Annotated in this window: 28 protein-coding genes and 1 pseudogene; 20 read left to right on the forward strand and 9 right to left on the reverse strand. The window is 47.7% G+C overall.

Annotated elements, in window-relative coordinates:
* Positions 1-507, forward strand: a complete 507-nt coding sequence (locus tag GA0061071_RS14120) for a 2-oxo-tetronate isomerase (protein WP_088237868.1) — start codon at positions 1-3, stop codon at positions 505-507.
* 6 nt (positions 508-513) lie between these two features.
* On the opposite strand, the gene GA0061071_RS14125 is transcribed toward GA0061071_RS14120, so the two are convergent.
* The 7 genes from GA0061071_RS14125 to GA0061071_RS14155 form a co-directional block, all read right to left on the reverse strand.
* Positions 514-651, reverse strand: a complete 138-nt coding sequence (locus tag GA0061071_RS14125) for a DUF2474 family protein (protein ID WP_134318085.1) — start codon at positions 649-651, stop codon at positions 514-516.
* Complete coding sequence (cydB, locus tag GA0061071_RS14130) at positions 651-1661, reverse strand: cytochrome d ubiquinol oxidase subunit II (protein ID WP_061496388.1); 1011 nt, start codon at positions 1659-1661, stop codon at positions 651-653. Before cydB ends, GA0061071_RS14125 begins: the two co-directional genes overlap by 1 nt.
* The gene (locus tag GA0061071_RS14135; protein ID WP_088237867.1) at positions 1661-3061 is read right to left on the reverse strand and encodes a cytochrome ubiquinol oxidase subunit I; all 1401 of its coding nucleotides are present in this window, start codon (positions 3059-3061) and stop codon (positions 1661-1663) included. The genes cydB and GA0061071_RS14135 overlap by 1 nt, the downstream gene beginning before the upstream one ends.
* Before the next feature lie 64 nt (positions 3062-3125).
* Positions 3126-4001, reverse strand: a complete 876-nt coding sequence (locus GA0061071_RS14140; protein ID WP_088237866.1) for a manganese catalase family protein — start codon at positions 3999-4001, stop codon at positions 3126-3128.
* Positions 4002-4023: 22 nt separating this feature from the next.
* Entirely contained in the window at positions 4024-4530 is a 507-nt protein-coding gene (locus GA0061071_RS14145; protein WP_061496381.1) for a ferritin-like domain-containing protein, read from the reverse strand.
* A 72-nt stretch (positions 4531-4602) separates the two neighbouring features.
* Complete coding sequence (locus GA0061071_RS14150) at positions 4603-5100, reverse strand: YciE/YciF ferroxidase family protein (RefSeq protein WP_088237865.1); 498 nt, start codon at positions 5098-5100, stop codon at positions 4603-4605.
* A 102-nt stretch (positions 5101-5202) separates the two neighbouring features.
* Positions 5203-5385 carry a con-10 family general stress protein gene (locus tag GA0061071_RS14155; protein WP_061496377.1) on the reverse strand — a complete coding sequence of 61 codons (183 nt, stop codon included), beginning with the start codon at positions 5383-5385 and terminating at the stop codon, positions 5203-5205.
* A gap of 675 nt (positions 5386-6060) precedes the next feature.
* On the opposite strand from GA0061071_RS14155, the gene GA0061071_RS14160 reads away from it, so the two are divergent.
* The 11 genes and pseudogenes from GA0061071_RS14160 (at position 6061) to GA0061071_RS14210 (ending at position 16513) form a co-directional block, all read left to right on the forward strand.
* Positions 6061-6564: a hypothetical protein gene (locus tag GA0061071_RS14160; protein WP_088237864.1), complete on the forward strand. Its 504-nt coding sequence runs from the start codon at positions 6061-6063 to the stop codon at positions 6562-6564.
* Between the two features lie 9 nt (positions 6565-6573).
* A pseudogene (locus GA0061071_RS14165) lies at positions 6574-7010 on the forward strand (DUF421 domain-containing protein).
* 159 nt (positions 7011-7169) lie between these two features.
* Positions 7170-7949, forward strand: a complete 780-nt coding sequence (locus tag GA0061071_RS14170) for a DUF3750 domain-containing protein (RefSeq protein WP_061496366.1) — start codon at positions 7170-7172, stop codon at positions 7947-7949.
* Between the two features lie 295 nt (positions 7950-8244).
* Complete coding sequence (locus tag GA0061071_RS14175) at positions 8245-9438, forward strand: aminotransferase-like domain-containing protein (RefSeq protein WP_088237863.1); 1194 nt, start codon at positions 8245-8247, stop codon at positions 9436-9438.
* A complete protein-coding gene (locus tag GA0061071_RS14180; protein WP_088237862.1) occupies positions 9425-9682 on the forward strand; it encodes a methyltransferase family protein in 258 nt (85 codons plus the stop codon). Before GA0061071_RS14175 ends, GA0061071_RS14180 begins: the two co-directional genes overlap by 14 nt.
* Before the next feature lie 594 nt (positions 9683-10276).
* Positions 10277-10933 (forward strand): thermostable hemolysin, encoded by a 657-nt coding sequence (locus tag GA0061071_RS14185; RefSeq protein ID WP_088237861.1) that lies wholly within the window; start codon positions 10277-10279, stop codon positions 10931-10933.
* On the forward strand, positions 10914-12365 hold the full coding sequence (locus GA0061071_RS14190) for an AMP-dependent synthetase/ligase (RefSeq protein WP_088237860.1): 1452 nt from the start codon (positions 10914-10916) through the stop codon (positions 12363-12365). The genes GA0061071_RS14185 and GA0061071_RS14190 overlap by 20 nt, the downstream gene beginning before the upstream one ends.
* The gene (locus tag GA0061071_RS14195; protein ID WP_061496356.1) at positions 12352-13020 is read left to right on the forward strand and encodes an iron-containing redox enzyme family protein; all 669 of its coding nucleotides are present in this window, start codon (positions 12352-12354) and stop codon (positions 13018-13020) included. Before GA0061071_RS14190 ends, GA0061071_RS14195 begins: the two co-directional genes overlap by 14 nt.
* Positions 13004-13810 carry an SDR family oxidoreductase gene (locus GA0061071_RS14200; protein WP_061496354.1) on the forward strand — a complete coding sequence of 269 codons (807 nt, stop codon included), beginning with the start codon at positions 13004-13006 and terminating at the stop codon, positions 13808-13810. The genes GA0061071_RS14195 and GA0061071_RS14200 overlap by 17 nt, the downstream gene beginning before the upstream one ends.
* The gene (locus tag GA0061071_RS14205) at positions 13807-14433 is read left to right on the forward strand and encodes a tetratricopeptide repeat protein (protein WP_088237859.1); all 627 of its coding nucleotides are present in this window, start codon (positions 13807-13809) and stop codon (positions 14431-14433) included. The genes GA0061071_RS14200 and GA0061071_RS14205 overlap by 4 nt, the downstream gene beginning before the upstream one ends.
* Positions 14434-14863: 430 nt before the next feature.
* Positions 14864-16513 (forward strand): methyl-accepting chemotaxis protein, encoded by a 1650-nt coding sequence (locus GA0061071_RS14210; RefSeq protein WP_088237858.1) that lies wholly within the window; start codon positions 14864-14866, stop codon positions 16511-16513.
* An 88-nt stretch (positions 16514-16601) separates the two neighbouring features.
* Here the strand turns inward: GA0061071_RS14210 and GA0061071_RS14215 are convergent, their stop codons facing one another.
* Positions 16602-17087 carry a ferritin-like domain-containing protein gene (locus tag GA0061071_RS14215; protein WP_167352651.1) on the reverse strand — a complete coding sequence of 162 codons (486 nt, stop codon included), beginning with the start codon at positions 17085-17087 and terminating at the stop codon, positions 16602-16604.
* 892 nt (positions 17088-17979) lie between these two features.
* On the opposite strand from GA0061071_RS14215, the gene GA0061071_RS14220 reads away from it, so the two are divergent.
* The 6 genes from GA0061071_RS14220 (at position 17980) to GA0061071_RS14245 (ending at position 23630) form a co-directional block, all read left to right on the forward strand.
* The gene (locus GA0061071_RS14220; RefSeq protein WP_134318094.1) at positions 17980-18264 is read left to right on the forward strand and encodes a hypothetical protein; all 285 of its coding nucleotides are present in this window, start codon (positions 17980-17982) and stop codon (positions 18262-18264) included.
* 77 nt (positions 18265-18341) lie between these two features.
* On the forward strand, positions 18342-19049 hold the full coding sequence (locus GA0061071_RS14225) for a 2OG-Fe(II) oxygenase (RefSeq protein WP_088237856.1): 708 nt from the start codon (positions 18342-18344) through the stop codon (positions 19047-19049).
* A gap of 24 nt (positions 19050-19073) precedes the next feature.
* The gene (locus tag GA0061071_RS14230; protein WP_061496342.1) at positions 19074-19790 is read left to right on the forward strand and encodes a 2OG-Fe(II) oxygenase; all 717 of its coding nucleotides are present in this window, start codon (positions 19074-19076) and stop codon (positions 19788-19790) included.
* A gap of 23 nt (positions 19791-19813) precedes the next feature.
* Complete coding sequence (locus GA0061071_RS14235) at positions 19814-21784, forward strand: carbamoyltransferase C-terminal domain-containing protein (RefSeq protein ID WP_088237855.1); 1971 nt, start codon at positions 19814-19816, stop codon at positions 21782-21784.
* Positions 21781-22344, forward strand: a complete 564-nt coding sequence (locus tag GA0061071_RS14240) for a GNAT family N-acetyltransferase (protein WP_245191426.1) — start codon at positions 21781-21783, stop codon at positions 22342-22344. The genes GA0061071_RS14235 and GA0061071_RS14240 overlap by 4 nt, the downstream gene beginning before the upstream one ends.
* 29 nt (positions 22345-22373) lie before the next feature.
* Positions 22374-23630, forward strand: a complete 1257-nt coding sequence (locus GA0061071_RS14245; RefSeq protein WP_167352653.1) for an MFS transporter — start codon at positions 22374-22376, stop codon at positions 23628-23630.
* Between the two features lie 488 nt (positions 23631-24118).
* On the opposite strand, the gene GA0061071_RS14250 is transcribed toward GA0061071_RS14245, so the two are convergent.
* Positions 24119-24832: a hypothetical protein gene (locus tag GA0061071_RS14250; protein ID WP_088237853.1), complete on the reverse strand. Its 714-nt coding sequence runs from the start codon at positions 24830-24832 to the stop codon at positions 24119-24121.
* 282 nt (positions 24833-25114) lie between these two features.
* Here GA0061071_RS14250 and GA0061071_RS14255 point away from each other — a divergent pair, with 282 nt between their 5' ends.
* Together GA0061071_RS14255 and GA0061071_RS14260 are read left to right on the forward strand one after the other, a co-directional pair.
* Positions 25115-25399, forward strand: a complete 285-nt coding sequence (locus GA0061071_RS14255; RefSeq protein ID WP_245191427.1) for a DNA cytosine methyltransferase — start codon at positions 25115-25117, stop codon at positions 25397-25399.
* Positions 25400-25432: 33 nt separating this feature from the next.
* Positions 25433-25674 (forward strand): transposase (locus GA0061071_RS14260; RefSeq protein ID WP_139109665.1); only part of this gene is annotated, 242 nt, incomplete at its 3' end.

Raw genomic sequence — 25674 nt, forward strand, 5'->3', positions numbered from 1 at the left:
ATGACGACACCGTCTCTATCTATCGCCAATGAACTGGGGCGATTGTTACAGGAAAAAAAGCTGCAACTGGCGACTGCGGAGTCGTGTACCGGCGGACTGATAGCCTCTGCGTTGTGCGCGGCAGAAAATACTCCGGCGTTCTACGGTTGCGGGTTTATCACCTATACCGACGAGGCGAAAATTCGATTGCTTGAGGTCAGCGCCGGGACGATAGCAACGCACACGGCGGTGAGCGAACAGGCGGTAAAAGAGATGGCCGCAGGTGCACAGCAACGTTCGGGGGCGCATGTCAGCCTGGCGGTAAGTGGTTATGCCGGGCCGGAGGGGGGAGAAGATGGCACGCCAGTGGGCACCATCTGGTTTGCATGGCAGCTTCCCGACAATACGCTTTCGACGAAAGTGAAGCATTTTGACGGCGACAGTGAAGCGATTATTAAGCAAGCGACAAGTTATGCCATGGGAACATTAATCATGTTATTAGCCGGGTACGGTGAGGCCAGGGAATAACCTTTTTTAGCCAGTACGAAGACCGGCGAATGACATCAGAAGTTTAATCAATGTGCTGGCAATAAAAAGTGCCAGCACGCTACTGAACCACAAAAAAATAAACCACATCACTTTTCTGGCGGTGGCCTGAGGTTTATTTAACATCAGTGATATCCCTCCCCGGGATGAATTTTCCCGCGAAACACGTAATAACTCCATGAGGTATATACCAGGATCAGGGGAATGATCAGCAGTGCACCTACCAGCATAAATCCCTGACTTTGCGCCGGAGCGGCGGCTTGCCACAGTGAAATATCCGGCGGAATAATATTCGGCCATATACTGATGCCAAGGCCGCTGAAACCGAGAAAGATGAGCCCAAGCGTGAGGATAAAAGGCAACATGTGGTAGTGGGGCTGTTGCAGCATTCGCCAGAGGCAGAGGCTCAGTATCACAACCAGTAACGGAACGGGGGCAAAAAACCACAGATTGGGCAGGCTGAACCAGCGCAGGGCAATATCGCTGTGTGCCAACGGAGTCCAGATACTGATAACGGCGATGGCCAGCAATAAGGCGAGCAGCAGCGTCCTGGCAGCTGTGCGCATCGTATACTGCAAATTCCCCACACTCTTCATGACCAGCCAGGTGGAGCCGAGCATGGCGTAGGCGACAACCAGCCCGATGCCGCAAAACAGATTAAACGGCGTAAGCCAGTCCAAAGCACCGCCGCTGAAGGTGCGCTCGCTGACAGGGAAACCGTTGATCACCGCGCCGACAACGATCCCTTGTGTAAACGTGGCGAGCAGGGAGCCCGCGAAGAAAGACCTGTCCCAAAACGATTTGTGAGCGGGCGTTGCTTTAAAGCGGAACTCAAACGCAACGCCGCGAAAAATCAGCCCGATCAACATCAGCGTGAGAGGAATCGCCAGGGCATCGGCAATCACCGCATAGGCGAGGGGAAATGCGCCAAAGAGTCCGGCGCCGCCCAGGACCAGCCAGGTTTCGTTGCCATCCCATACCGGAGCGACGCTGTTCACCATAATGTCGCGTTCAAGCGGATCCTGAATCGCAGGGAAAAGAATGCCAATCCCCAGATCGAAACCGTCCATTACGATGTACATCAGCGTGGCGAAAACGATAATGACAAACCAGATCAGTGATAAGTCGATACCCATTAGTGATCCTCCTCGCCCTGTAACCGTTCCCCGGTGGCAGACAACGGACGCGCCGGTCTGCCATCTTCCGGGGGCTCGTCGATCGGATGCGGCCCTTTTTTGATCAGCCGCAGCATATAGCTGTAACCCACGCCGAATACCGAGCTGTAGACCACAATAAACAGCAGCAGACTCAGGCTCATTTGCAGCGTGCTGTGTGCAGACACGGCGTCTGCGGTGCGCAGCAGCCCATACACTACCCAGGGTTGCCTCCCCACTTCAGTGGTCACCCACCCGGCGAGGATTGCCACCAGACCGGCTGGCCCCATCCACAGCGCAAAATGAAGAAAAGGCCGGGCGTGGAATAAACGACGCCGGTATCGCAACCATAATGCCGCGAGACCCAGAACAATCATCAGTACGCCCATGCCCACCATCAGCCTGAATGACCAGAAAACGAGGGTGGAATTGGGCCGTTCCGCTTTGGGAAAGGATTTCAGTGCCGGAACCTGCTCATTTAATGAGTGGGTGAGAATCAGGCTGCCGAGCGCCGGGATTTCTACCGCATAGCGGGTGCGCTCCTGTTCCATATCAGGCAGGCCGAAGAGGATCAGCGGTGTGGCTTCACCTGGCGGATTCTCCCAATGTCCTTCAATGGCGGCGATTTTCGCGGGCTGATGTTTAAGGGTATTCAGACCATGCATATCGCCAACAAAGGCCTGCAAGGGCGCGACAATCAGCACCATCCACATCGCCATTGACAGCATTTTGCGTATGGCGGAAGAGTCTCTGCCGCGCAACAGATGCCATGCTGCTGAAGCGCCGACCAGCAGCGCGCTACTGAGAAACGCCGCAATGGTCATATGCAGCAGGCGATACGGAAAAGAGGGATTAAAAATGACCGCCAGCCAGTCAGTCGGCACGACCTGACCGTTTTCAATGGAGAAGCCTTGCGGTGTGTGCATCCAACTGTTGGATGCCAGGATCCAGAAGGTGGACATCAACGTGCCGAGGGCCACCATGCAGGTGGCGAAAAAATGCAAGCCTGGACCTACCTTACTCCAGCCGAACAGCATCACGCCGAGAAAACCGGCTTCGAGGAAGAAGGCGGTCAGCACTTCGTAGGTCAACAACGGGCCGGTAATACTGCCGGCAAACTGTGAAAAACCGCTCCAGTTGGTGCCGAACTGGTAGGCCATCACCAGACCTGACACCACGCCCATGCCGAAATTAACGGCAAATATTTTTAACCAGAAATGGTAGAGCGCACGCCAGTCGCTATTTCGTGTTTTTAACCAGAGCCCCTCCAGCACCACAAGATAGCTGGCAAGACCGATGGTGATGGCCGGGAAAATGATATGAAACGAGACGGTAAAGGCGAACTGTAGTCTTGCCAGATGAAACGCATCCCATGCAAACATGTGGGTCACCTTCTAAAAAAACACCCCTTGTTTAAGGGGTGTGTAGCGTAAGCAATACGGATGGTTATTCCTCTCGGGGCTCGCCGCTACCCAGTTCTGCACCGGTTAGCGGGTCGACGGCAGGATCGGATTGGGTGCGTTTAGCCATCGCTTTCACCAGCGCTTCCTGCTCCTTACTGAGCGTCACCGTTGCCAGACCATCACCGCCGTCGACCGCAGGTTGCGGATGAGCAACGTACTCGAAGTGTTCATCGCTGTTCCAACTGCCGCGCGGATCGTCCCCCTCCGACATGTTGTAATAGACGTGGGTGTACTGCTCAACAGGTGGCAATTTGCCCGGCGGGAAATTATTGCGAATGGAATAGAGCGCTTTCTCAAATGACAGTTGATGCGCTGCTTCGCGCGTCATCAAGAAACCCAACGCGTCTTTGACGCCGGGATCATCGGTGACATTGATCAGGCGCTCATAGATGATTTTGGCCCGGGCCTCTGCGGCAATATTAGAGCGCAGATCCGCCGTTACTTCGCCAATGGTATCAATATAGGCTGCCGTCCAGGGCACCCCCGCGGAATTGGTCAGTGCGGGGCCACCGCCGTACAGTAACGAGGTGATATGGCTGTCGTTACCATTCTCCGTTAACGAACGGTAAAGCTCGGCTTCATTTTCCGTGCCTTCCGCTAACTGGCCTTTTGCCCCTTTATTGAGCATACCGACCAGCGAGCCAATAATTTCCAGATGGCTCAGTTCTTCGGTCGCAATGTCCATGAGCATCTCCTTGCGCCCGACATCTTCATCACCCAATCCCTGGGTAAAGTAACGGCAAGCGGCGGCAAGTTCACCTTGAGGGCCGCCGAATTGTTCGAGCAAAAGGTTCGCCAGCCCCGGATTAGGTGCGCTGACCCTGACGGTGTACTGTAATTGTTTCACGTGTCGAAACATAAAACCTCCGGTTGCGTGGTGGTTATTTCTTCGCTTCGACGCCGTCTGCTGCATCACGAAGTAAAAATTGTTCAGTGACAACAGGCAAATGTGTCAGTGCCCAATCTGCCATCGCTTCTTCTTGCGCAAGGATTTGCTCAAATATTTCTACACTGGCGGTATCGCCGACCTTTTGCGCAGCAGCAATTAACGAGGTATAAGAGGCAATTTCAAATTGTTCGAATACATAACTACTGATAGAACCTTTGACAATTTCGTCGGAGGCAAACATACCGCCGATAGATTGTCCCATTGCCGCCATTTTACTGGTGGCATCTTTTAATAACGAGCGACTGATACCGTTACGATCAATGACTTCTTCCAGCAATTTAATTTGTGACTGCGTTTCAGTCAGATGCTGCTCGATTCGCGCGCGCAAATCAGGGTAATTATCGATACGGCTACTCATGGCATTAAGCATAGATTCTGCTTGTTTTTCCATCGCGTGCGCATCCCGTAGCCAGTCATGATAATTTTCTTGTGGCGTCATGATACATTCCTCAGTAATTAATGTGCTTAGCAGAGAAGATTAATGTCGTCGCATAGCTATTAAAGTCAGGGGTTATTCAACTTCAGCTTTTTGATTAATGGTCGATGTTGCGATCTGGGTCAGCAGACTGTCCGTGGTTTTTTCTTCATCTAACGTTGCAGAGAGTAATTTTTGTGCATTCTTCAGCCCTAACTGACTGGCCAGTGTACACAATGTGCCATACGAGGCGATTTCATAATGTTCCACTTTCTGCGCCGCCGCAATCAATGCAGCGTCACGCACACTGCCTTTTTCCGTGGCGTCGATAACTTCATTGGCTTCATCAATCAGCCCTTCCATTGCATGGCATTTCATGCGCTTAATCTTCATTTCAGGCTCAGCTTCAACAAGCTGATCGATGCGTTCAATTTGCCCCTGAGTTTCTTCATAATGCTTTTTAAATGCATCGGATAATTCGCTGTTTGATGCCTCTCGCGATAATTTCAATAATGCGCGAGAAAGCTGTTTTTCAGCACTATAAATATCGGATAAAGAATGAATGAATAGATCGGTAAGAGAATTAACCTGCATAAATTATCACCTTTTATTGAACAGGAAATAGTAGCGAGCCGCTTAACGGCTCGCCGTCATTGCAAATACTTCGCAAGTGTTTAAAGCCGTGGTAATTAGAAACTACTCACCCGATTTGCGGCCGCCGCCATGGCTCTGTTGACCGCCTTTTTTACCGGCTTCAGAAGCACGTTCAGGGTCATTTTTAAAATTACCGCCGCTATGTTGACCACCTTTACGTCCTGCTTCAGACGCTTTTTCACGATCTTCTGCGAAATTACCAGAACCGCCACGATGTTCAGCCATGTTATTTCTCCAGTTTCGTTGTTTAAATAACGACATATTTAACTACTCATGTCGTTGCCCTCGGTATCTAACTCTAGTCGGGGAGAGGAATATGTCAAAGCGGAGCGCGGAATGGTAAGGTGCATCAAATAGTGATGTCCCGTTTGTTGTTGCGTTACTTAATTGGTTTGGGTTCGCTGAAAATATACCTTTTAAAATAAGTGCGTTGAATGATGCGTTGATGGACATTGCGGGGAAAAATAAGGTGATAACAGCCCGGAAAGTCTGCCAAAACGCAACGGCGATGGTCTGTCTTTTCCCCGTGTATGAATGTTTGCGGGAGAAAATATAAATTATTTTAACGCGTTTAAGATAAATCTGACAAAGAAAAACCCTCAGGAACAGGAAATCCGGTCTGCACCTGAGGGCATGCAAATGCATACTCGTTACGCTAGTTAGTCTGCTAATAATCGGCGGCAATGCATTCAGAATGTTCCTGATTTTCAACGAAACGGCAAATTGTAACCCGTTGTTGGATAAGAAAACACCAAAGGGTATTTCTCTTTATGCGGGTTATCTGGCGTCACGCGACAACCGTAAGCGGCTTACTATTTCTTTAATCTGGTAAAGCAGGAGAAGGTCCTGTTTCGGCAAGTCATCGCCAGACAGGTAATCAGCGAAACGGCGAGGTGACAAATGGGATGTAATAATGAGCGGCTGCCCGGTGTGAAAGAAAGTGTGCGGGCGCTTAATTTTGAATCGACGTTTCGGCGGATTGGGTTTGTTCTGTTATTAAGCATTATTGTTGCTGCATTGATGGGTTTTTTCTCCGGCGGCTATATCAGTTCGGCGACGAAAATGAACCGCACGCACTCGCTAAAAGTGGAATATGAACGCGTTGGCCGCCTGCAAAATGAGTTGAGAATGAAAATTTCCCCGCACTCGCTGATAGCCGATACTTATCTCTTCAGCATCGGTGGCGCATTCAATGAACGTTTTCAACCGGGTAGCGTGTGGCCGCAACCGGATCGCATGTTCAGTCAGGGGGAGACGCTTTATCTTGTCTATAACGATGTCGCTGGCAAGCGTGATTTCAGCGTTCGGGTGTACGCAACCCCTTCTACGGCGGGGAAAGCAGTCAATACGGTAAAGGTGAATGATGAGCCTGAAGTCCGTTTCTGGCAGTTTATTTTTCCTTAGGAGAAGACGATGGAGATGGTACTGAGGGCCCTGGCCATTTATCTTATTTTGCTGCTGGTTTTTAAAGTGGCTGGTCGTCGTGCGCTGTTACAGATGATTTGATATTATTATTGATCATCAGCGAGGCGACGCAGCAGGCATTACTGGGGAATGACTTTTCGGTGACTGGCGCCATGCTGACGATCATTACGCTGGTAACGGCCGATATTCTGTTTGGATTGATGAAAAAATATATTTCCGGCGCAGAAGCGGTGATGGACGGCACGCCAGTCATTCTGGTGGAAAACGGCATTCCATTGATGGACAAACTGCAAAAAGTGGATGTCTCCTGCGATGATATTTTGGTTGCTGCGCGCCAGAGTCAGGGGATCACCGAGCTAGGTAAAATAAAATATGCGATTCTGGAGCGTAGCGGGCATATCTCAATTATTCCAGCCGAAGGGTAAGCCAAAAGGGATGGGCAGACTGTCGCCATTTCTGCTTGCCGGACAGAATAGCGCGATGTTTGCGGAATACAGTTGCGGAACCGCGCATATTGATGCCCAACAAAACGGTCGTAAAATAGCCAGGCGCCTGTATGTCTCTTCCTCTGAGTGTTGATTGCCATGATGCCGATAAAAGCGCTCTGTCTTAGCTTTTTTTGCCTCGTTCTGCTGTCACTTATCGCCAGCCTTGCCCAGGCCATGCATCATCGTGAATCGCGGGCACAGGAGGGCTGGTGGTCTGCTCGCCGTGACTCCGCGGGTATGGCACCCGATGCCCGGATAAATGCGCAACTGGCGATAGTTCAGGTCTATGCCGCGCCAACATGGGGCTGGAAAGGTGTTGTCGCAGTGCATCCATGGATCATCTTTAAGCGCGCGGGGGAAAGGGAATATAGCCGTTACGAAGTTATTAGTTGGGGGGCGGGTGATAAAGTGCGGCGCAATAGCAACCTGGCTGATGGCTACTGGTATGGTGCACAACCCCGCCTGTTGGTTGAACACCGGGGAGCTGAGGCTGCCGCGATGATTCCACAGATTGAAGCGGCCATCCGTACTTATCCATGGCCGCAGACCTATCACGCCTGGCCGGGGCCGAACAGTAATACATTTATTGCTCATATCGGGCGCAACGTGCCGGCGCTGAAACTGGATATGCCGGCGAATGCGGTGGGCAAGGATTTCCGCTCACTGCGTGACCCCGTGGGTTTACCGCCATCGGGGGGCGGCGTGCAGCTGTCGCTACTGGGTGTTGCAGGCGTTACGCTGGGTGCTGAAGAGGGATTCGAACTCAACGTGCTGGGTCTGAATGTGGGACTGGATTTGACCCCGCTACGCTTACGGCTGCCGTTTATCGGCGGGATCGGCCGTGATAATTTGCAAAAGAACGTTGATGAAGGGTGACCTTTTGCACTGTCGTTTGCATAGCGACTCGTTAAACTGATTAACGTGCTGTTATGTCCCTGCCCGTTTGTCAGGGTGTTTTTTTGACGAGCCGCATATCTGGTTAATAAACGCAGCGTCTTTACGTTAATCAAACAGGCCGGTCTCTCCATTATTCTTTATTTTTAGCGTCATCATTCATCATATTCACCCTGATCGACACGCTATTATTGCCGTGCAGAAAATGATTATCAAAAAGTCTGACATGTGATACTAACACTGAGAGACAACAAAAAAGGGTAAAGGGTAGCGGAAGATGTCGCACAATAACATTGCCAGAAAAGTACAAAATCTTCAGTCATCGGCAATCCGGGAATTATTGAAACACAGCAAAATGGACGGGGTTATTTCGCTTGGCGGCGGTATTCCTGATCCCGATCTGTTTGACCGCGAAGGGCTGCAAATCGCGATGGATAATGTGCTTTCCAGTGGCTGGAAAGAGGCGTTTCAGTACGGCCTGAGCGAGGGGAGCCCGGCGTTGCGTGAGGCCATTTGCTCGTTGCTGAGCAAACGGCAAATACACTGTCATGTGGATGATGTGGTTGTAACGTCTGGCTCTCAGCAATCACTGGATATTCTGGCGCGTGCGCTGATCGATCCCGGCGATGTGGTGGTGGTCGAGCGGCCGACCTATCTCGCGGCGTTGCAGATTTTTCAGTTAGCGGAAGCCAATCTGATGTCGGTAGGCACTGATGGTGACGGGATGATCATCGACGAGCTGGAGGCGTTGGTGAAGACTACGCGGGTGAAGGCGGTGTATATCGTCCCGACGTTTGGCAACCCCGGCGGCGTGACGCTGGCTGAGCATCGTCGTAAGCAACTGGTGGAATTATCGAAGCGCTACGGCTTCGTTATTATCGAAGATGATCCGTACGGCGAAATTAACTTCACTGATAAAACCTTTACGCCGCTCAAAGCCTGGGCGGAGACGATGGATAACAGCGACAACGTGATTTATACCTCCACTTTTTCAAAAATCCTTGCGCCGGGAACCCGTGTTGGTTGGCTGGTAGTTCCGGGGTGGCTGAAACGCCAGGTGGTAAATCTTAAGCAGGCGACGGATTTGCATACCAGCGCATTATCGCAGTCCTTAACCTGGCACTATTTGCAAACAGGGCGGTTGAGCGGGCAAATTGCGCTGATCCGTGATGCTTATAAACAGAAATGCCAGACGTTATCTCAGCACCTTGAAAAGGAACTGGGCGACCATTTGACGTTTCATCAGCCGATGGGCGGTATGTTTTTATGGGCAAGATTTAAATACGAACTGAATACCACGCAATGGCTGCAAAAAACGCTGAATAACGGTGTTGTTTATGTACCCGGGGAGTTCTTTTATTGTAAGGAACCCGATCATTCCACGCTGCGTATGTCTTACGTGAGTGTCCCGGAAGCGAACCTGAAAGAAGCGGTTGTACGGTTAAAAGCCTCGCTGGATGCGTCGGTGTGACCCCCGGGAACGTCGCTCTGCCATGGGGTGCTACGCCTTCTCGCACAACCCGGTTTACCTCGGGTTTGTGGGTATTCATCTCAGCGCGGCGATACTGTTGGGTAGCACCGCAGGCGTGCTTGCTACCCCTGTCCTGATTGCCCTGATTTCAGCGTTGCATATTGAGGTTGAGGAGGCGGCGATGCGCAGCCTGTTTGGCCGGGAATGGGAAACGTACAGCAACAAAACCGGTCTCTGGTTGTAGCGTGTTGCGCCAATCTGACCGGCTTGCGGCGGGTTGCAAGCTGGTTCAGAGCCTAACAACCAGGCCTTGCCTGAAGCACTGTCGGGTAACGCTGGCTGTGATTTTCACCGTTTCGAGGGCGGTGTTATCCTTCGCAATTCAGTGTCAGATACGGTTTATCTCAGCGGCGGTTTTGATTTGCTGCGTTGACTGAATAAATTCAGACAGCAATACCCTGAACTCAAAATAAGTCGGGCCTGTTCGAAGGAAAACCTGCAATGCTCGCGGGATAATCTGAATAATCGATATTTGCCATTGTCTGCCGCAATGGCCCGTCCTGAATGTGCGCACCCATTAAAAATGAGAAGCTGGTTCCCTTTGCCTCTTTTACAATGCAATAATCCTCACAAAATGAGGTGGATAAGAGGTCACAGGAACGGATTTATTATTCTGGAAATTAATCGTTGTCATTTTATCATGGTGAGAAATATTACCAGGCTATGGGGTTTGAATATTAAGATATATTAAGAAAACTGTTCTTGAATAAGTTATTTATCTTAAGGTTGGCCTAATAATAGCGCGCGATGATGATATTGTTCCCTCTGAGGTTATTATATGAGAATAATGTCGCCTTACACGCTAAAATGGTTACCTGGCGGTTCCGAACACAATGATATTTCCCTGTTGATTCGTGAAAGCTATTCTCAGGTTTACCATGCCACGCTTTCCGCTTGTATGCCCTGGCTACTTGGTTTGTATGACTCAGCGGGTGAGTTAAAAGCAGCCTGTGGCATCCAGACCGCTCCGCAGGGGGCATTCTATCTGGAGCACTATCTCGATGAACCGGTGGAAACGCTGTTGTCCTCGCAGATTGCCATGCCTGTGGAACGCGGGACAATCGTCGAAGTGGGTAATTTTGCAGCGTGCGATGGCGCGTCTGCGCGCGTGATGTATGCTGCTCTTTGCCTGCTTTTGAATCGCTACCACTATACGTGGATTGTTTTTACCGGTACCCGGAAAATCCGCAATACCTTTCGCCGACTTAACCTGCAACCCATTCCGCTTAGCCCGGCTAACCCCGAACGGCTGGGTGACGCTGCGCTGGAGTGGGGAGACTACTATCAGCATGACCCTTACATCATGGCCGGTGAACTGGCGGGGGGGCATATCGCCTTGAGCCAGACCAGTCTGCTGTTGAACCTGTTTATCCATTTACCTGATGCCCCCTGGACCGTCGCTACAGGAGAATCCTATGTTTCCGGACTTGCTTAAGCAGCAGGCTGCCTGCCAACCCGACGCTATCGCCCTGTACGGTGAAACCCGTGAATGGAACTGGCGACAATACCATGAGGCGGTTGAAGAGATTGCCCGGCAATTAACCTCTCTGGGGGTAAAACGCCTGGCGTTAGAGTCAGAAAACAGTCCTGAATGGGCCATTTTCGACCTTGCCTGCTACGCGGCCGGGATCGTGATGGTTCCGGTGCCGTCCTTTTTTACCGCTGCTCAAAAGGCTTGGGTGCTGTCATCCGCCTCTATTGATGCCCGGCTCAGTGATGAGGTGATGGAGGGATGGCAGGTTCATGACTTCCCGTTTGGCAAACTGCAAACCCGTGTGGTGGTTGATCCCAACCCATTACCCCCTGGCACGGCAAGGGTGACCTATACCTCCGGGACGACAGGCGAGCCAAAGGGCGTTTGCCTGAGCCAGCACGGTTTGCTGTGGACGGCGCAAACGCTGGCGACCGAATTGACACCACTTAGTCTTCAAAAACATATGGTTACGTTGCCGCTCAGTATTCTTCTGGAAAACCTCTGCGGTATCTATATCCCACTGGTGCTCGGCGTGCCCACCATTGTACTGCCACCTTCACAGGTCGGTTTTGACGGCTCCAGCCGTTTTAATTCCGCTCAGTTCCAACAGGCGCTCCTGATCTGGCGTCCGCAAAGCCTGGTGCTGGTGCCGGAGCTATTACGGGTGGTGTTCGCACTGCGTTACCAGATGCCAGAGTGTACGCAATCGCTACGCTTTATCGCTGCCGGTGGCGGAAAAATATCTGAGCAATTAATGGCGCTGGCGGCCATCAGCGGCCTGCCGGTTTTTGAAGGGTATGGGTTATCAGAATGCGGTTCCGTTGTTTCACTTAACCTGCCTGGCGTCACGAAGAAGGGGAGCGTTGGCAGGCCGTTACCGGGTATCGACGTATCGGTTGATGAACACCAACAATTGTGCGTCACCAGTCCTGCCAATGCGCTGGGATATCTGGGCGCAGAAGCCGCATCAGCAACTGTCGCCACCGGGGATTTGGGCACAGTGGATGAGGAGGGGTTCATCCATATTCATGGTCGGCTTAAGAACGTACAAATTAATGCGTTTGGCCGCAACTTCTCCCCTGAGTGGCCGGAAGCGGAAGCGATGGCTTGCCCGTCCGTGCGCCGCATCGTCGTGTTTGGTGACGGGTTGACGCGTAACGTGGCGCTGGTGGATGCCTTTGACGGGCAGCATGAGGAGGCACGTGAGCAACTGATGGCGCTTTCCGCCCGATTGCCGGATTACGCACAACTGCACCGGTTGCTGTTCACCTCTGAGATTTCATTACCCGGAATGTTAACAGCCAATGGCCGCCCGCGTCGTAATGCCATCTGGCAATCTCTGCATCAGCAGATCCTGACCTGTAGTGAAGGGGAAAATCATGAGCTTTTATGAGCAATTACAACACCAGACCGCTGCGGAGCGTCAGGCTTTGCTTGCCTCCCCGGTTATCGCCCGTTGTCGTGACGGTGATATATCGCAGGAGATGTACATTGAATTTCTGACGCAGGCTTATCATCACGTTAGTCACACCGTACCCCTGCTGATGTGCGCAGGTAGCCGCCTTCCAACCTCGCAGGAGTCGGTTCGTGGGGCAATTGCTGAATATATTGAAGAAGAATACGGTCACCAGGAGTGGATCCTGAATGACATTCGCGCTTGCGGCGGTGATGCGGAGAAAGTCAGGTCTGGCACGCCTTGCCTGCCTATTGAGATGATGGTGGCTTTTCTCTATTACCGCATTGAATGGGTCAATCCGATGAGCCTTTTTGGCATGGTGCTGGTTCTGGAGGGCACCAGTGTCTCTATCGCTTCATCGATAGCCGCACAGGTTGAACATACGCTGGGTCTGCCGAAAGCGGCTACCACCTATCTGCGTTCGCACGGTGAGCTCGATCAAGGGCATCTGCAATTTTTTGCCAGGCTGATGGATACAGTGACAGATGAGGGCGATCAGGCTGCGATTATCCATACGGCGCGTCGTGTGTATCAGCTATATGGACAGATGCTTAATCAACTGGGGAGTAACACACGTGGATCTGACGAATAAAACGGTGCTGCTGACCGGGGCAGGTGGCGGAATCGGCCAGGCGTTAGCGCTGGCGCTGGCAAAAAAAGGCGCGAAACTCTGCCTTGTCGGGCGTAATGAGCAGGCAATGCAACTCCTTCGGCAGCATCTGCCTCATCCGGAACGCCACGCTATCGCGGTAATGCAGACCTATTCTGATGACGAAATTGGCGCGTTAGCCTCGTCATTCAATATGAATGGCAAGCTGGACATCCTGATTAACAATGCAGGATGCAGCCATTTCGCGTTATTTGAGCAGCACTCGTTTGAGGATATCCGCGAGCAGATCCGCACCAACATTGAAATACCGGCATTGCTGACACGCGCATTGCTGTCGGAAATTAACCCGGGCGGTATCGTCCTCAACATTGGCTCGATCTTCGGCGAAATTGGGCACCCTGCCTGGAGTGTTTACAGCGCAACGAAAGCCGCTATTCATCGTTTCTCCGAAGCGCTGGGGCGGGAGTTACAGGGTAGCGGTATTTCCGTTTTGTATGCCGCCCCACGCGCAACGGAGACGTCGCTGAACAATGAAGATGTCTATGCATTGAACCGTAAGCTGGGGAATGGCATGGATTCCCCCGGCTTTGTTGCTGCGCGGATTATCCGGCTGCTTGAAACGGAGCAAAAGCGATATCGCTTTGGTGCAATGGAACGGTTGTTCGTCAAACTTAATGCCTGGTTTCCGGCGGTGGTGGACGGCGCGTTAGGTAAAAAATTACCCGTGATCCGGGCGTTCGCCCGTCGCACAAATGGTGGAGAGAGTGAATGAAAGTCATGAATGCCTTTATGGTTGCGCTACTGACGCCCGCTTCGGCGTGCGCACTGGCAGAGAGCACTCTGATGGACTTACAGCATGACTGGTCCGTTTGCCAGTATCAGACGCTGGAAGCCAAAAAAGAGGGGTGTTTCAGCGCGTTGAGCCAGCGAGCGCATGAGGCTAGTCGGGCAAAGAACGATGCGGATGCGACGCTGCTTATCTGGTCCGGGATCGTCGACAGCAGTTGGGCTGGTGCGAAAGGGGGATTGTCTGCTCTGAGCCTGGTTAAACAGGCGAAGGGCAGTCTGGAAAAAGCGATCGCCATCGACCCTGGCGCGCTTCAGGGATCGGCCTGGACCAGTCTGGGCGCGTTGTACTACCAGGTGCCCGGCTGGCCGGTAGGTTTTGGCGATAAAGACAAAGCGGACGAAATGCTAAAAAAAGCGCTTACGATCAACCCCGATGGTATTGATCCCAATTATTTCTATGGTGATTTTCTGCTAAAAGAGAAAAAAACAGACGAAGCGAAAATGTATCTGCAAAAAGCGCTGCAGGCACCCGCCCGCCCTGGTCGCGATATTGCCGATAACGGCCGCCGTCGTGATATCGCAAATGACCTGGCAATGATTAAATAATTCCACCGCTGCCCCGCAATAAATATTAGCGGGGCATATCATTTACATTAATAAAATTTATCTATTGCAGTGCGGTGAGGCGTAAAGTGCGCATTATCGGTTGCACATTAATTAAGATAAAAATAGCTATCGAAGATAAAAGTAATTTACTTGCTTGATCGCTATCAAATTTATTCTCGCTTCAGCTAATCCTCTTTTTACTCTCGCCGATAACTGCGGTATCAGGCTGGCATTGCTCTGGTCATTCTCCGGAAGATGCCCTTACTTATTGTTGGTTAGGCATTTCCTGAAGGAGAGAGCAGTAGCGAGCCGTCGACGTTAAATATTGTTCTGTTTATAAATGTGTTTTTCAGTTCCCACAAGCAATAAGACCCGCTTTATGCGTTTAACAATAAGAATATGACCATCATACTGCAGCCTGGAGTGAAGAATGAAACTGCTTAAAGATATCACCATAAGAAAGATGTTATTGATTATTTTATCGATTTTTACCTTGATTTGGGGGGTAGCCACGGGATTAACACTGAAAAATTTTTCAGATACGCAGACGCTGCTGGAAAACAGCTCTCAGCAAAAAGCGACGTATGCTCTGCTGGTCAAAGGTAATGATCAATATTTCCGCTCGGTAACACGTATGCTGAGGGCGATGGATTTCCAGCAGGACGGTAAAGTTGACGATGCTGCGAAAACGTTTGCTTCTTCTGAGAAAGCGTTAAAAATCAGCCAGGAGATGCTCACTCAGTTTCGCAATGCCCAGCATGTTGATGTCAGTCCTGATCTCTCTGCGGCGATGATCAACGACTGGGAAGCATTGCTCTCCGCCATTACACCCATGCTTGATGCCGCCCGCAACAACCAGCAGGATCAGTTCCGACAGATTTTCCGCAGCACGTATCCGCCATTAAGCGTTAAGTTCGGTGAAACAGCGGAAAAATATACAAAAGCGATTCAATCCAACGTCATGCTGGATCGGGCAAATGAATCCATTGCACAAAACCGAATCATACTGCTCAGTGCTCTGGTGGCGGGGATTATTACGCTTTTCCTGACAGATCGTTACCTGGTAACGTTCCTGACGACGCCGCTTAATTACATCAAAAATCATCTTGAGGTATTGAAAGCGGGCAAACTGCATGTGGAGATTAACGATTTTGGTCGTAACTGCGCCGGTCAGTTAATTCCCTATATCCGTAGCATGCAGAATAGCCTGCGCGAAACGGTATCCGCGATTCAGGATACTTCCTCCAGCTTGTATGCCAGCACCAGTCGTATCCGTGAAGGGAATGAGCAATTGTCGGCGCGAACTGATCAGCAGGCCGCTGCATTACAACAGACGTCCGCCAGTATGGAAGAGTTGACCTCCACCGTGAAAAATAACGCTGAAAACGTTCAGCAGGCCAGAAAGCTCTCCGAAGAGACACAGAATATCGCCAAAGAGGGGGGCGCTCTGACGGGCAAGGTGGTGGACACCATGGAGAGTATTTCAGATAGCTCGCGGAAAATATCTGATATTACAGGGGTAATTAACAGTATCTCATTCCAGACTAACATCCTGGCGCTCAACGCGGCAGTGGAGGCCGCACGGGCCGGCGAACAAGGGCGCGGTTTTGCCGTAGTTGCCAGCGAGGTTCGCTCTCTGGCGCAGCGGAGCGCGCAGGCGGCGAAAGAAATCGAAGCACTGATCAGTGAATCGGTCTCCCGTGTTAAAGCCGGTTCAGAACTGGTGACGACGGCCGGTGAGGCAATGGAAACCATCATCCATTCAGTAACGCAGGTGAACGCGCTGATGGGGGAAATATCCATTGCCTCTGATGAGCAGAGTCGGGGGATAAGCCAGATAGGGTTAGCCATGAACGAAATGGATGGTGTGACGCAACAGAACGCTGTTCTGGTGCAGGAAGCCTCAACCAGTGCGGAAGCGCTGGAAATGGAAGCCCAGCATTTAGCCAAAACCATCGCTGTTTTTGATCTCGGCGGCAAGTCATACTCAACGAAGCAGCCATCTTCTGCGCCCGTAAGTAAAGGCGGCACTCCAGTTCAAAAAGCAGAAGGCAGTGAAAACGACTGGGAAACGTTCTGACAAAGGTTGGCGCGTCTTGTCTGCCGGGCGCGCCGTCAACTCTGCCGCAATGCTATGGAGGTTCAGTCCAGGAACGCTGGCGTTGCGGCTAATCAATCCTTAAAAGATCATAATCCGCATAATCTGGTGTAACAGCATCATTCATATTGATCTCTTTCAGTATCGCCCGCAGTGATTGCGCCTCATCCTGATGAACCTCTCGGACGCGTATAAGGAAAACGCTCGTGGGTAAATTCGCATGGGTCACCGCAAGTCTTTCCAACAATGAGAGACTGTCTGTTCGCTGGTTAAAGTCGAAAAATAGCGCTTTGGCGACAGTTTGCCACTCGTGGCCTGCTTCATTTATTGAGGGAATATCGGTGTTCAGAAAAGGGGCGCTGTGGTTATGAGTGAGAAACTCATAAAACTTCAATGTTGCTGTAATGGATGTCTGAGCCAGCAATCTGAACTGTTGTGCAATCTCTGTCTGCTCATTTTCAATTAGCCACGAACTCTTTGCAATGTAAACGCTTGCAGCACGAAATTCCATATTCATATGCTGATTTAATTTTATAACCAGTTCGCCAGGCAACATAAGCACCTCCTGCTTAACATAATGCGCAGAGCAAAACATTTACTACCTAAAGTTTGGAGAGATCATATTGACGATCAGCACGAGCGTACATCATTAGATAACCTCGATAAAAGTTAAAAAATAGAAATTGCTTCGTACAAAGATGATTAACATCAATAAACATAGATTCAGCGTAGTGCGCCGGGCACCAGTAATTTAGCAGAATCCCTTGAGGAGAATATATTAAATATAAATAAAGTTAATATTATCCGTACAGTATTATTACCAATAACACAATTACGGCGGGCTGGCGCAGGGGCTTTTATCAGTGAGCACTGGAGTGAGCATAAGATGTTCTAATGTCACTTACATGAGAACGCATTATGCCATCCTTGCGGAGCTTTAACCCATTCACCGCATGTTGATGAAAACCACAATACACGCAACCGCCTGGATTTTAGGTGGACATCGGGACTGACGTTGTCCCCGGCAGGACTTTGGTAGTACAGGTAGTGTTGATGACCAACGGTAACTTTGCTGTTATGCATGACGCTTTCAGATGCGCGTTAAGATCGCCATTATGCGTTAAATCAGTAGGTTGGTATCATCCCCTGCGATATATTCGAGATATATTGGAAATATATTAAATAAATATTTGCTATTTCTGAAGTGTTAAAATACATTCAATTAAGTGTTATCATTATGTATAAATAATATTACATTCTGTTGAATGTAGAACGTTAACCTATTGATGCAACATATTTATACTTTAAGTTTTAAAGCATATTCAGCACCACTAATTCATTTTTTATTGCTCCTTAATTCAATGTTAAGTTTAGATGACATGTACCGTGTACATCTAATCCTCGTGCAGAAATGCGCATCCTTGATAAAAAGTAATTGGAGGTATTTAGTGGAAACAAACAACATTTATACATCTCAACTTACCAGCAAGGAACTCGAAGCTTCTTTTTCAACATTAAGAGATAAACTGAAAATGTTGAAAGAAACGCTTTCAGAAGAAGAGGGCGAGGTATTCTCAAAGATCATCAAGTCAGCGGGAACCCACCTTTCATCACTTCAACAGTCAAATCAATCAGAAGATAAGTTTAGCTATATAAAGCCTATCTCAGCCGCTGCAAGTGTTAAGGTGAGAGAGGATATTATCGCTCTGTCCGATGAGCTTGACGTCCATTAATTAAATGGCCCTTAAATAATGAAATATATAGCGGTGCTGCTTTGGTACTCCGCTATATATTTTTCTGAGGCTTTGGCATGATGAATACATCTGAACTAACAGGTATAAATAATAGCCTGAATGCTTTTAAAGATACATTATCTGAGCAGGAAAGGGAGCATTATAAATTGCTCCTATCGCTTGCCTGTGGGGGGTTATTAGGTAAAAGTGATAAACAAGGTATTGAAAACCTGGCGTTGAAGGCGACGCTACAGTCGTTAGCAGAATTACAACCACATCATGATCGGGTCACTGTAAATGGCATCGCCTGGAGAGGTCGGCCGGATTTTTTATCGGAAGAACTGTTTCTTGCGCTGAATAAAGAATCCAGGGATGTTTATCCTTTGTCGCAGCGGTTTGATGACCATTTAGTATCCAGTGGCGGTGTGGTTGCACGTCAGGTAGCGTTTTCTGAACAGCTCATTGATCTGGTAAAAAAATATGCGGGGAATGTTATACCAACAGGAAAAACAAATTACCTTTATTATAATGAAGAAGGCATGGGTATCGATCCGCATATAGATAATGCCGAATTCCCAATGAATGTCATAATGATGCTGGACCATCAGTCTGATTCTTCCCCTTCTGCGTTGGTGCTTTATCCTACCGATCAGGATCCCGTTCGTATTTATCTGAAACCAGGAGAGTTAATTATATTGTTTGCTGATAGTATTTTGCATTCAAGAGAACGAATGAAAGAAAACGAAGAAGTGAGAATCGTCGCATTTGGATTTCAACCCGTATAACTTAAACAGAATGGTGCAATAAATATGAGCGAACATGTTGAAAGTATTGTGGATAAACTAAAGGCCTTTAACTCCACTTTATCAGAAGCTGAACAGGCTAACTATAAGCTCTTATTGGGATTGGCGGCGGGTGGTTTATCACCTGATTTTAATGTTCCAATCGATAAGGAAGAAACGGATGCGTTTAACACAGTCACTGACTGTCTGGCAAAACTGCAGCCTTACAGCAACAGAATATCGCCTAATGGCATCGCTTACCGTGGGCGTCCAGAGTTCATGACGGATGAACTGTTACAGTCTCTGCAGCATGAAGCCAGAAGCATAAGAAAAGACGCGGTGGATAATAAGGACCATTTTCTGGGATGCGGCGCACCTATCGCTGATGAGTTTTCTAAATCAACAGAACTGACAGAATTTGTACGTTTGCATGCAGGTGAGGTTTTACCAACAGGAATAGCAAGCTTTATCTACTACGATAAAGCCGGCCAGGGAATTGATCCGCATATCGATACGGACATTTTTTCACTTAATGTCTTATTGATGCTTGAACATACTAACCCGGATGAAACAGGTTCCTGTCTTGTCGTCTTTCCTTCTCACTCTGAACCTGAACGGATTAATCTCAAGCCAGGGGAATTGGTTATTATGTTTGCTGGCAGCATCACGCATGGGCGAGAACATATAAAAGAAAATGAAAAGGTTTCAATTTTGACATTTGGATTCCATCCTTTAGGTATTTGATTATTAATAATACTCGATAAAAAATGGCAGATCACAATATGAAAAAAGTTACATTAGGTATTCATCTGGGTCATCATTCTTCCTGTGCTGTTGTTATTGATGGAGTACTGATGGCGGCTATGCAACAGGAAAGAGTAACTCGAAGAAAATATGATGGTCGGCCTTTTTTTAATAATGAGTTACCGATTCATCAATGTCTGAATCTCGCGGGTGTAGAGTTGAAAGATGTTACAGATATCATCTCATCACTACAGTCTGTTGCGCCGGGTGGAATAGGTTTAAGACATCCTCTTGTACAATCGGGATTTAATTTGTTTGACCCGTGGGATAAACGGCATAAAGTTATTTCTCACCACCTGGCGCATGCTATGTCAGCATTTGGTTGTTCAGGTTACCCGGACGCGAGTGTTTTAGTTGTGGATTTAGCGGGGTCGTCCACGGAGTCCGGGCAAGATTTTGTGATGCCATTTTCAGACTATTACCATCATATAACTGACAATAAAGCCAGGGGGGGTATGGTCTTACAGACAGAATGTCTATCAATATATTCTTTCGATGAAAAAGGTTATTCACTACTTGAGCGAGAATTTTGTACTCCGCATCCGACCCCGGATGTTTTCGTGCAGAATGCAGCAAGTTTATATGATAATGTCGCAAGGAGCATATTTGGTAGCGAAAATGCGCATGGTCAGTTAATGGCATTAGCCTCATTGGATACGCATACGGAAAATGAAACAAATCAATTCAATGAATTGATGACGGATGTTGATGGTCATATAACATTTCACAACGGCTGGCAGGAACGATTTTCCATTAACGGTGACCCAATCAGAAATATCCCTTTGGCTAAGTTAACGCAAAACACGTTACAAAGTGCGCTACTCTCTTATGCAGAAAGAAGCAAAAAAATCGGTAAATCAAATAAGTTCTGTGCGGCTGGCGGCGTGTTTCTGAACATACTGTCTAATTCTGCTATTTTTGATAGTGGTATATTTGAAAGCTGTTACTTCCCGGGTTCTCCGCATGATGCAGGAATTTCTATAGGTTGTGCTTTTTTTGGTCAAAGAATATGGGAAGCACCGCATTTAGAATATCAAGACAAATACAATACGGACCGGTTAGGCACAGATATTCTCGAACCTGAGATTATGCGTGCACTGGATCATCATGACATGTTCATAACTGATAACGGCAGGCAGACGCCAGAGGATATTGCCAGGTTATTACAAGATGGAAAAATAATAGCCCGCTGCGCAGGACGTGCTGAATTTGGGCCAAGAGCATTAGGCGGTCGTAGTTTACTTGCTTCTCCACTGTTGGAAGAGTCTAAGATCAGACTGAATAAAATTAAAAACAGACAAGATTGGCGACCGGTTGCTCCGATTATCCAGCAAGATAAAATCAATGATTTTTTCAATGGCCCGACGGTCAGTCCGTATATGAACTACGTCCATTATATCAAGGAGGATCATGTTCATGCACTAAAGGCGCTGGCTCACCCCGATCGCTCTACGCGTGCGCAAACATTGTTAAGAAGCACTGATCCTGTGCTTTATGATATTATGTCGAGTTTTAACGATGCAACCGGGTATCCTGTATTAGTCAACACTTCTCTTAATGGAGGTGGTGAGCCTATCATCGATAATGCTGAGGATGCGATAACATTCTTCAGGCATAATGAAGATGTTGATTTTTTACTTTTGGGGGAGCATTTGCTATCCAGAAACGAAACCAGCTGGCTGCAGAGTTTTCAGGAAGGGAACAAACTTCGGTTAAGTGATGGCACCTTGACTAATATTATATTCTCTAAGGGGAAGCGGTATGTTTTTTTCATTAAGGGCAGGTTATCAGTGAGCGTGGACCTGACCATATTTGATGCCGTTAACAAAAATGACGGCTATTTATCTTACGCTTTACTGGAGAGCAAAGATAGCGCTGTTATGAAATCCCTGTTCACAGCCTTGATGTTTGGTCTAATGGAGTTTGCACGGTGAATGTTAAAGTAATTGAGACTATGATGTCGGATTTATATATTCTGGAACCGTTGAATAAGTCACACGCCCAAAAAATGTATGAGGGGTTATGTGTTGATGCTGATTATAGGTTTATACCCACCAACCCGCCAGTAAGCGTTGAAGAGTTGGCGGCACGATATGAGAGAATATCTCAGCGTCACTCTTCAGGTCAGAGCGAAATATGGCTAAATTGGGTTATTATTAATCGTCAGAGTGGCGACTATATGGGATATGTCCAGGCGACCGTTATGGTTGATCAAGGATGGGCATATATTGCTTACCATGTGTTTAGCAAATATCAAAAAAAAGGTGTGGCAAAACAGTGCGTACGCATGTTGATAGATTTTTTATTTAACAATTACACATTATCCCATGTTGATGCATTGATCGACACACGTAATCTGGCCTCAATTGGTTTAGTGGAATCATTGAAACTAAAAAAAATTAACGAATTAAAAGATGCGGACTTTTTCAAAGGAAGCACAAGTAATGAATTTCATTATCGGGTTTTTGATAGTGAATGGGCCATGAAAGCGTGAGTTTATAACTATAGTTACCGGGGATGGCGATGAGAGAAAATTTACCACTTTGGAGAAATAGAACATTCAGTAAATTATGGTTCTCTCAAATTTTTACCCAGATTGGTACTGAAATATCACTCTTCGCTTTACCAATTTTTGCCATCACACAATTGCATATAACGCCCATTCAGATGGGATACCTTGTTTTTTCAGAACAGATGGCACCTATTCTATTGGGTATTTTTTCAGGAATTTTTATCGATCGCCACAACCCGCTTAAAATCATGATATTTAGTGAGGTTTTTCGTGCTCTGATATTAATTTGTATCTTTGTTTTGTTTTGTTTTTCACAGGCGGGTTTTTTTACTTTATTTATTTCTGCGTTTCTCTTGGGATCTGGAAAGCTATTTTTTGATGTTTCATATCGTAAACTGCTCCCCGGATTATTTAAACCTTCAGAAATTGTTCAGTGCAATGCTAAGTTGGCAAGTGCAAATTCTTTATCAGAATTACTTGGGCCTGTTATCGCGGGTTGCATGATAAAGTTATTCTCTGCTGCGGATGCTCTTTTTTTTAATGTTATTTTCTTTCTTTTGTCGTCACTGTTTTTATTGTTATTGAAAAAGATAAAAATTGAGATAGTGAAAGAAAAAAGGAACAGTAGATTAAGTTCAGTTTATACAGGCTATCAATTTGTTTTTAAAACACCCCTGTTAAGAATTATTACTTTCAGCGGTGCAGTGTGGAATTTCTGCTACGCGCTGATCTACACGATATTTATCTTTTACGCGGTAAATCAACTCAATATATCACCCATTATGCTTAGTCTGGTTTTCATCCCTGGCGCCATTGGCGTATTGGTGGGGGCATCACTAATACCTGTGATGATAAAAAAATTTGGCTACGGTAATTCACTGTTATTTGGGGTAGCAATAACCGGTGTTTGGGGCCTCATTTTGAGTCTGTTACAGCCAGTGGAATGGGTTGTCTTTGCGATAGGCATAGCGTTTTTTTTCTTTGGCTTAGGACAAACTGTTTTTAATGTCATTAATGTTTCTATTAATCAAATAGTTATCCCCTCTCATCTGCTTGGTAAAGTTATCGCTTCTTTGCGAGTTTTATTCTGTATGACCATTCCTTTAGGGGCTTTGGCCAGTGGTTACTTAGCACAAGTGCGTTCACCGCGCGAAGCGATATTTATCGCTACATTGGGCTTGATGTTTTCGGCTTTTATTCTTGCCCTGCCACAGGTACGCCAATTCAAACTTGAAGCACCCGTACACCCAGCAGAATCTGACGTTTGATGAGGGCTATCCGCCGTCAGGTTTTCATGAATATGATGATTACAATATTGATAACCAGTGCCGCTTTCAATGAGAGGGAAGAGGAATAACATGTGCCCGACGAGCGTTCATGCGCGTTGCCGGAATGGTTCACCGCGCAGTTCAGCTAGTCGTCCGCCGGGCTTCAGCTGCAACAGTCGATGCACCACGTTTAGCGGTTGCCTGAAGGATTTTAAGAATAATGAAAAATCCACGCAATTGCGTGGATTTTATAGTTTTTTTTAAGTTCTATGAGATGTTCTGACACCTCATAAGACAACAAAACTTATTTAGACGTTGAACCGTGACTTGTTATTTATCTTTATGATTTAATTGATTGTATTTAAAGTTTTATAAATTTATAGTCACTTATGTACTCACTTTCATATGCGTGATGGTTCGGTAAGTGGGTATCCGCCTTTGTAAGACCATAAACTGTATAAAAAGATAAATATGTGTCCATTACGCCTTTATTCCCAAATTACCTCAGTTGCGAGATAGTTATGTATGACTGAGCGGACGGTCAATATTCCTTGTTGAAATACCACGTATCGATAAATGTCATCTTGAACATTAACCCAGCCATCATCTAAGTCTTGACCTGTCATGACCCGAGTCATCATTCTACTTCCAACTTCTGGCCAGCAAGTAAATGGGCCGCCAGCTTCTTCGAAATTACTACGTTGCTCATGATTCATCGAAATTAGTGGAACGGCACTTACAGATACAGGGTCGTCCAACATCGGCTCTCCATACTCGTAGAAAGCATGGCCTCTGGCATTCTTCAAAATAACCCGATGTATGCGTTCTATCTCCGGTAGCCAAAGGATCTGCTGTCTGCCATATTCATCCGCAGTAATCTGCTTAGCTGCCTCTAGTCGAGCGGACAGGGATGGATTACGTATAAGAGCCCTCCCGATTTTGGGGTTTCTCTGCGCGGAAGGGTCTGCGCTTCCTGCCTGTACACAACTTAGAAAAGTAACGAAGTACTCTTCATCCAATGAGAAGCCGGTATTACATTCCTTGCATACTTCGACTTGTGGTACATGGGGTGGCAGAGGTCTTTCTAGTAAACCTTTTGTCGGGACGTGATCTCTGTTGGTATGACGGTCAATGATGGGTGAACCGCAATGGATACACCAGGCTTTGTGCCGATCATCGGTAAAATGCTCTATTTCGTCCATACATCCTCTCTAAATGTCATATTGCTGTTGTTTTTTTGTTCTGTAAGCCACGCAGTTTCAACGATTAAAAAGTAACTGATGCATTAACCAGCCATCCCATGTACATAGAAACTATGTATCAACCCTGTTGCTAGTCGCAGTAAAGGGTGTTTCGTTCTTTTGATATCATATAGATAACACGGATCACACGATTTTCCACTGGTAACATTAACTGGGGGTATCTGATACAAATGTTGCGTATAATGCTGGCATCAAAACTTAAAAAGTCTGAGTAAGATTAAATTGAAAGCTATTGATTTATTTGCTGGTGCGGGAGGTTTTTCGCTAGCAGCCTTCGAGGTTGGCATTGATGTTCAAGCAGCAATTGAACTTGATAAGCAAGCCTCTGATACTTATTACCACAGCCTTGTTGAGAAGCTTGGCGCACAAACTCAGGTGTTTTCCCAAGACATCAATGATGTTGATATTGGCTCTATGATGAAGTTTCAGGGCATCAAGCAGGGTCAGCTTGACATTTTGCTTGGTGGTCTGACCTGCTCCCCATTGATTAACACACGACGATGTTAGTAATGTCTTCATCAGCAACGTGAGGACATCCCCATGAAGAAGCGTTTTTCTGACGAACAGATCATCAGTATTCTCCGCGAGGCCGAGGCTGGCATTTCCGCCCGTGAGCTTTGCCGTAAGCATGCTATTTCTGACGCAACCTTTTACACCTGGCGTAAGAAGTATGGCGGTATGGAGGTGCCCGAGGTTAAACGCCTGAAGTCGCTTGAGGAAGAGAACGCCAGGCTCAAGAAGCTGCTTGCCGAAGCCATGCTGGATAAGGAGGCGCTTCAGGT

Source organism: Kosakonia oryzendophytica, from assembly GCF_900094925.1.
Classification (GTDB): Bacteria; Pseudomonadota; Gammaproteobacteria; order Enterobacterales; family Enterobacteriaceae; genus Kosakonia; species Kosakonia oryzendophytica.

Coding starts and splice junctions, on each gene's coding strand:
- GA0061071_RS14225 (WP_088237856.1), top strand. CDS start 18,342: ATGATGAATACATCTGAACTAACAGGTATAAATAATAGCCTGAATGCT.
- GA0061071_RS14215 (WP_167352651.1), bottom strand. CDS start 17,087: ATGTTGCCTGGCGAACTGGTTATAAAATTAAATCAGCATATGAATATG.
- GA0061071_RS14120 (WP_088237868.1), top strand. CDS start 1: ATGACGACACCGTCTCTATCTATCGCCAATGAACTGGGGCGATTGTTA.
- cydB (WP_061496388.1), bottom strand. CDS start 1,661: ATGGGTATCGACTTATCACTGATCTGGTTTGTCATTATCGTTTTCGCC.
- GA0061071_RS14230 (WP_061496342.1), top strand. CDS start 19,074: ATGAGCGAACATGTTGAAAGTATTGTGGATAAACTAAAGGCCTTTAAC.
- GA0061071_RS14210 (WP_088237858.1), top strand. CDS start 14,864: ATGAAACTGCTTAAAGATATCACCATAAGAAAGATGTTATTGATTATT.
- GA0061071_RS14245 (WP_167352653.1), top strand. CDS start 22,374: ATGAGAGAAAATTTACCACTTTGGAGAAATAGAACATTCAGTAAATTA.
- GA0061071_RS14170 (WP_061496366.1), top strand. CDS start 7,170: ATGATGCCGATAAAAGCGCTCTGTCTTAGCTTTTTTTGCCTCGTTCTG.
- GA0061071_RS14125 (WP_134318085.1), bottom strand. CDS start 651: ATGTTAAATAAACCTCAGGCCACCGCCAGAAAAGTGATGTGGTTTATT.
- GA0061071_RS14195 (WP_061496356.1), top strand. CDS start 12,352: ATGAGCTTTTATGAGCAATTACAACACCAGACCGCTGCGGAGCGTCAG.
- GA0061071_RS14175 (WP_088237863.1), top strand. CDS start 8,245: ATGTCGCACAATAACATTGCCAGAAAAGTACAAAATCTTCAGTCATCG.
- GA0061071_RS14150 (WP_088237865.1), bottom strand. CDS start 5,100: ATGCAGGTTAATTCTCTTACCGATCTATTCATTCATTCTTTATCCGAT.
- GA0061071_RS14190 (WP_088237860.1), top strand. CDS start 10,914: ATGTTTCCGGACTTGCTTAAGCAGCAGGCTGCCTGCCAACCCGACGCT.
- GA0061071_RS14140 (WP_088237866.1), bottom strand. CDS start 4,001: ATGTTTCGACACGTGAAACAATTACAGTACACCGTCAGGGTCAGCGCA.
- GA0061071_RS14205 (WP_088237859.1), top strand. CDS start 13,807: ATGAAAGTCATGAATGCCTTTATGGTTGCGCTACTGACGCCCGCTTCG.
- GA0061071_RS14155 (WP_061496377.1), bottom strand. CDS start 5,385: ATGGCTGAACATCGTGGCGGTTCTGGTAATTTCGCAGAAGATCGTGAA.
- GA0061071_RS14185 (WP_088237861.1), top strand. CDS start 10,277: ATGAGAATAATGTCGCCTTACACGCTAAAATGGTTACCTGGCGGTTCC.
- GA0061071_RS14145 (WP_061496381.1), bottom strand. CDS start 4,530: ATGACGCCACAAGAAAATTATCATGACTGGCTACGGGATGCGCACGCG.
- GA0061071_RS14135 (WP_088237867.1), bottom strand. CDS start 3,061: ATGTTTGCATGGGATGCGTTTCATCTGGCAAGACTACAGTTCGCCTTT.
- GA0061071_RS14250 (WP_088237853.1), bottom strand. CDS start 24,832: ATGGACGAAATAGAGCATTTTACCGATGATCGGCACAAAGCCTGGTGT.
- GA0061071_RS14180 (WP_088237862.1), top strand. CDS start 9,425: ATGCGTCGGTGTGACCCCCGGGAACGTCGCTCTGCCATGGGGTGCTAC.
- GA0061071_RS14235 (WP_088237855.1), top strand. CDS start 19,814: ATGGCAGATCACAATATGAAAAAAGTTACATTAGGTATTCATCTGGGT.
- GA0061071_RS14160 (WP_088237864.1), top strand. CDS start 6,061: ATGGGATGTAATAATGAGCGGCTGCCCGGTGTGAAAGAAAGTGTGCGG.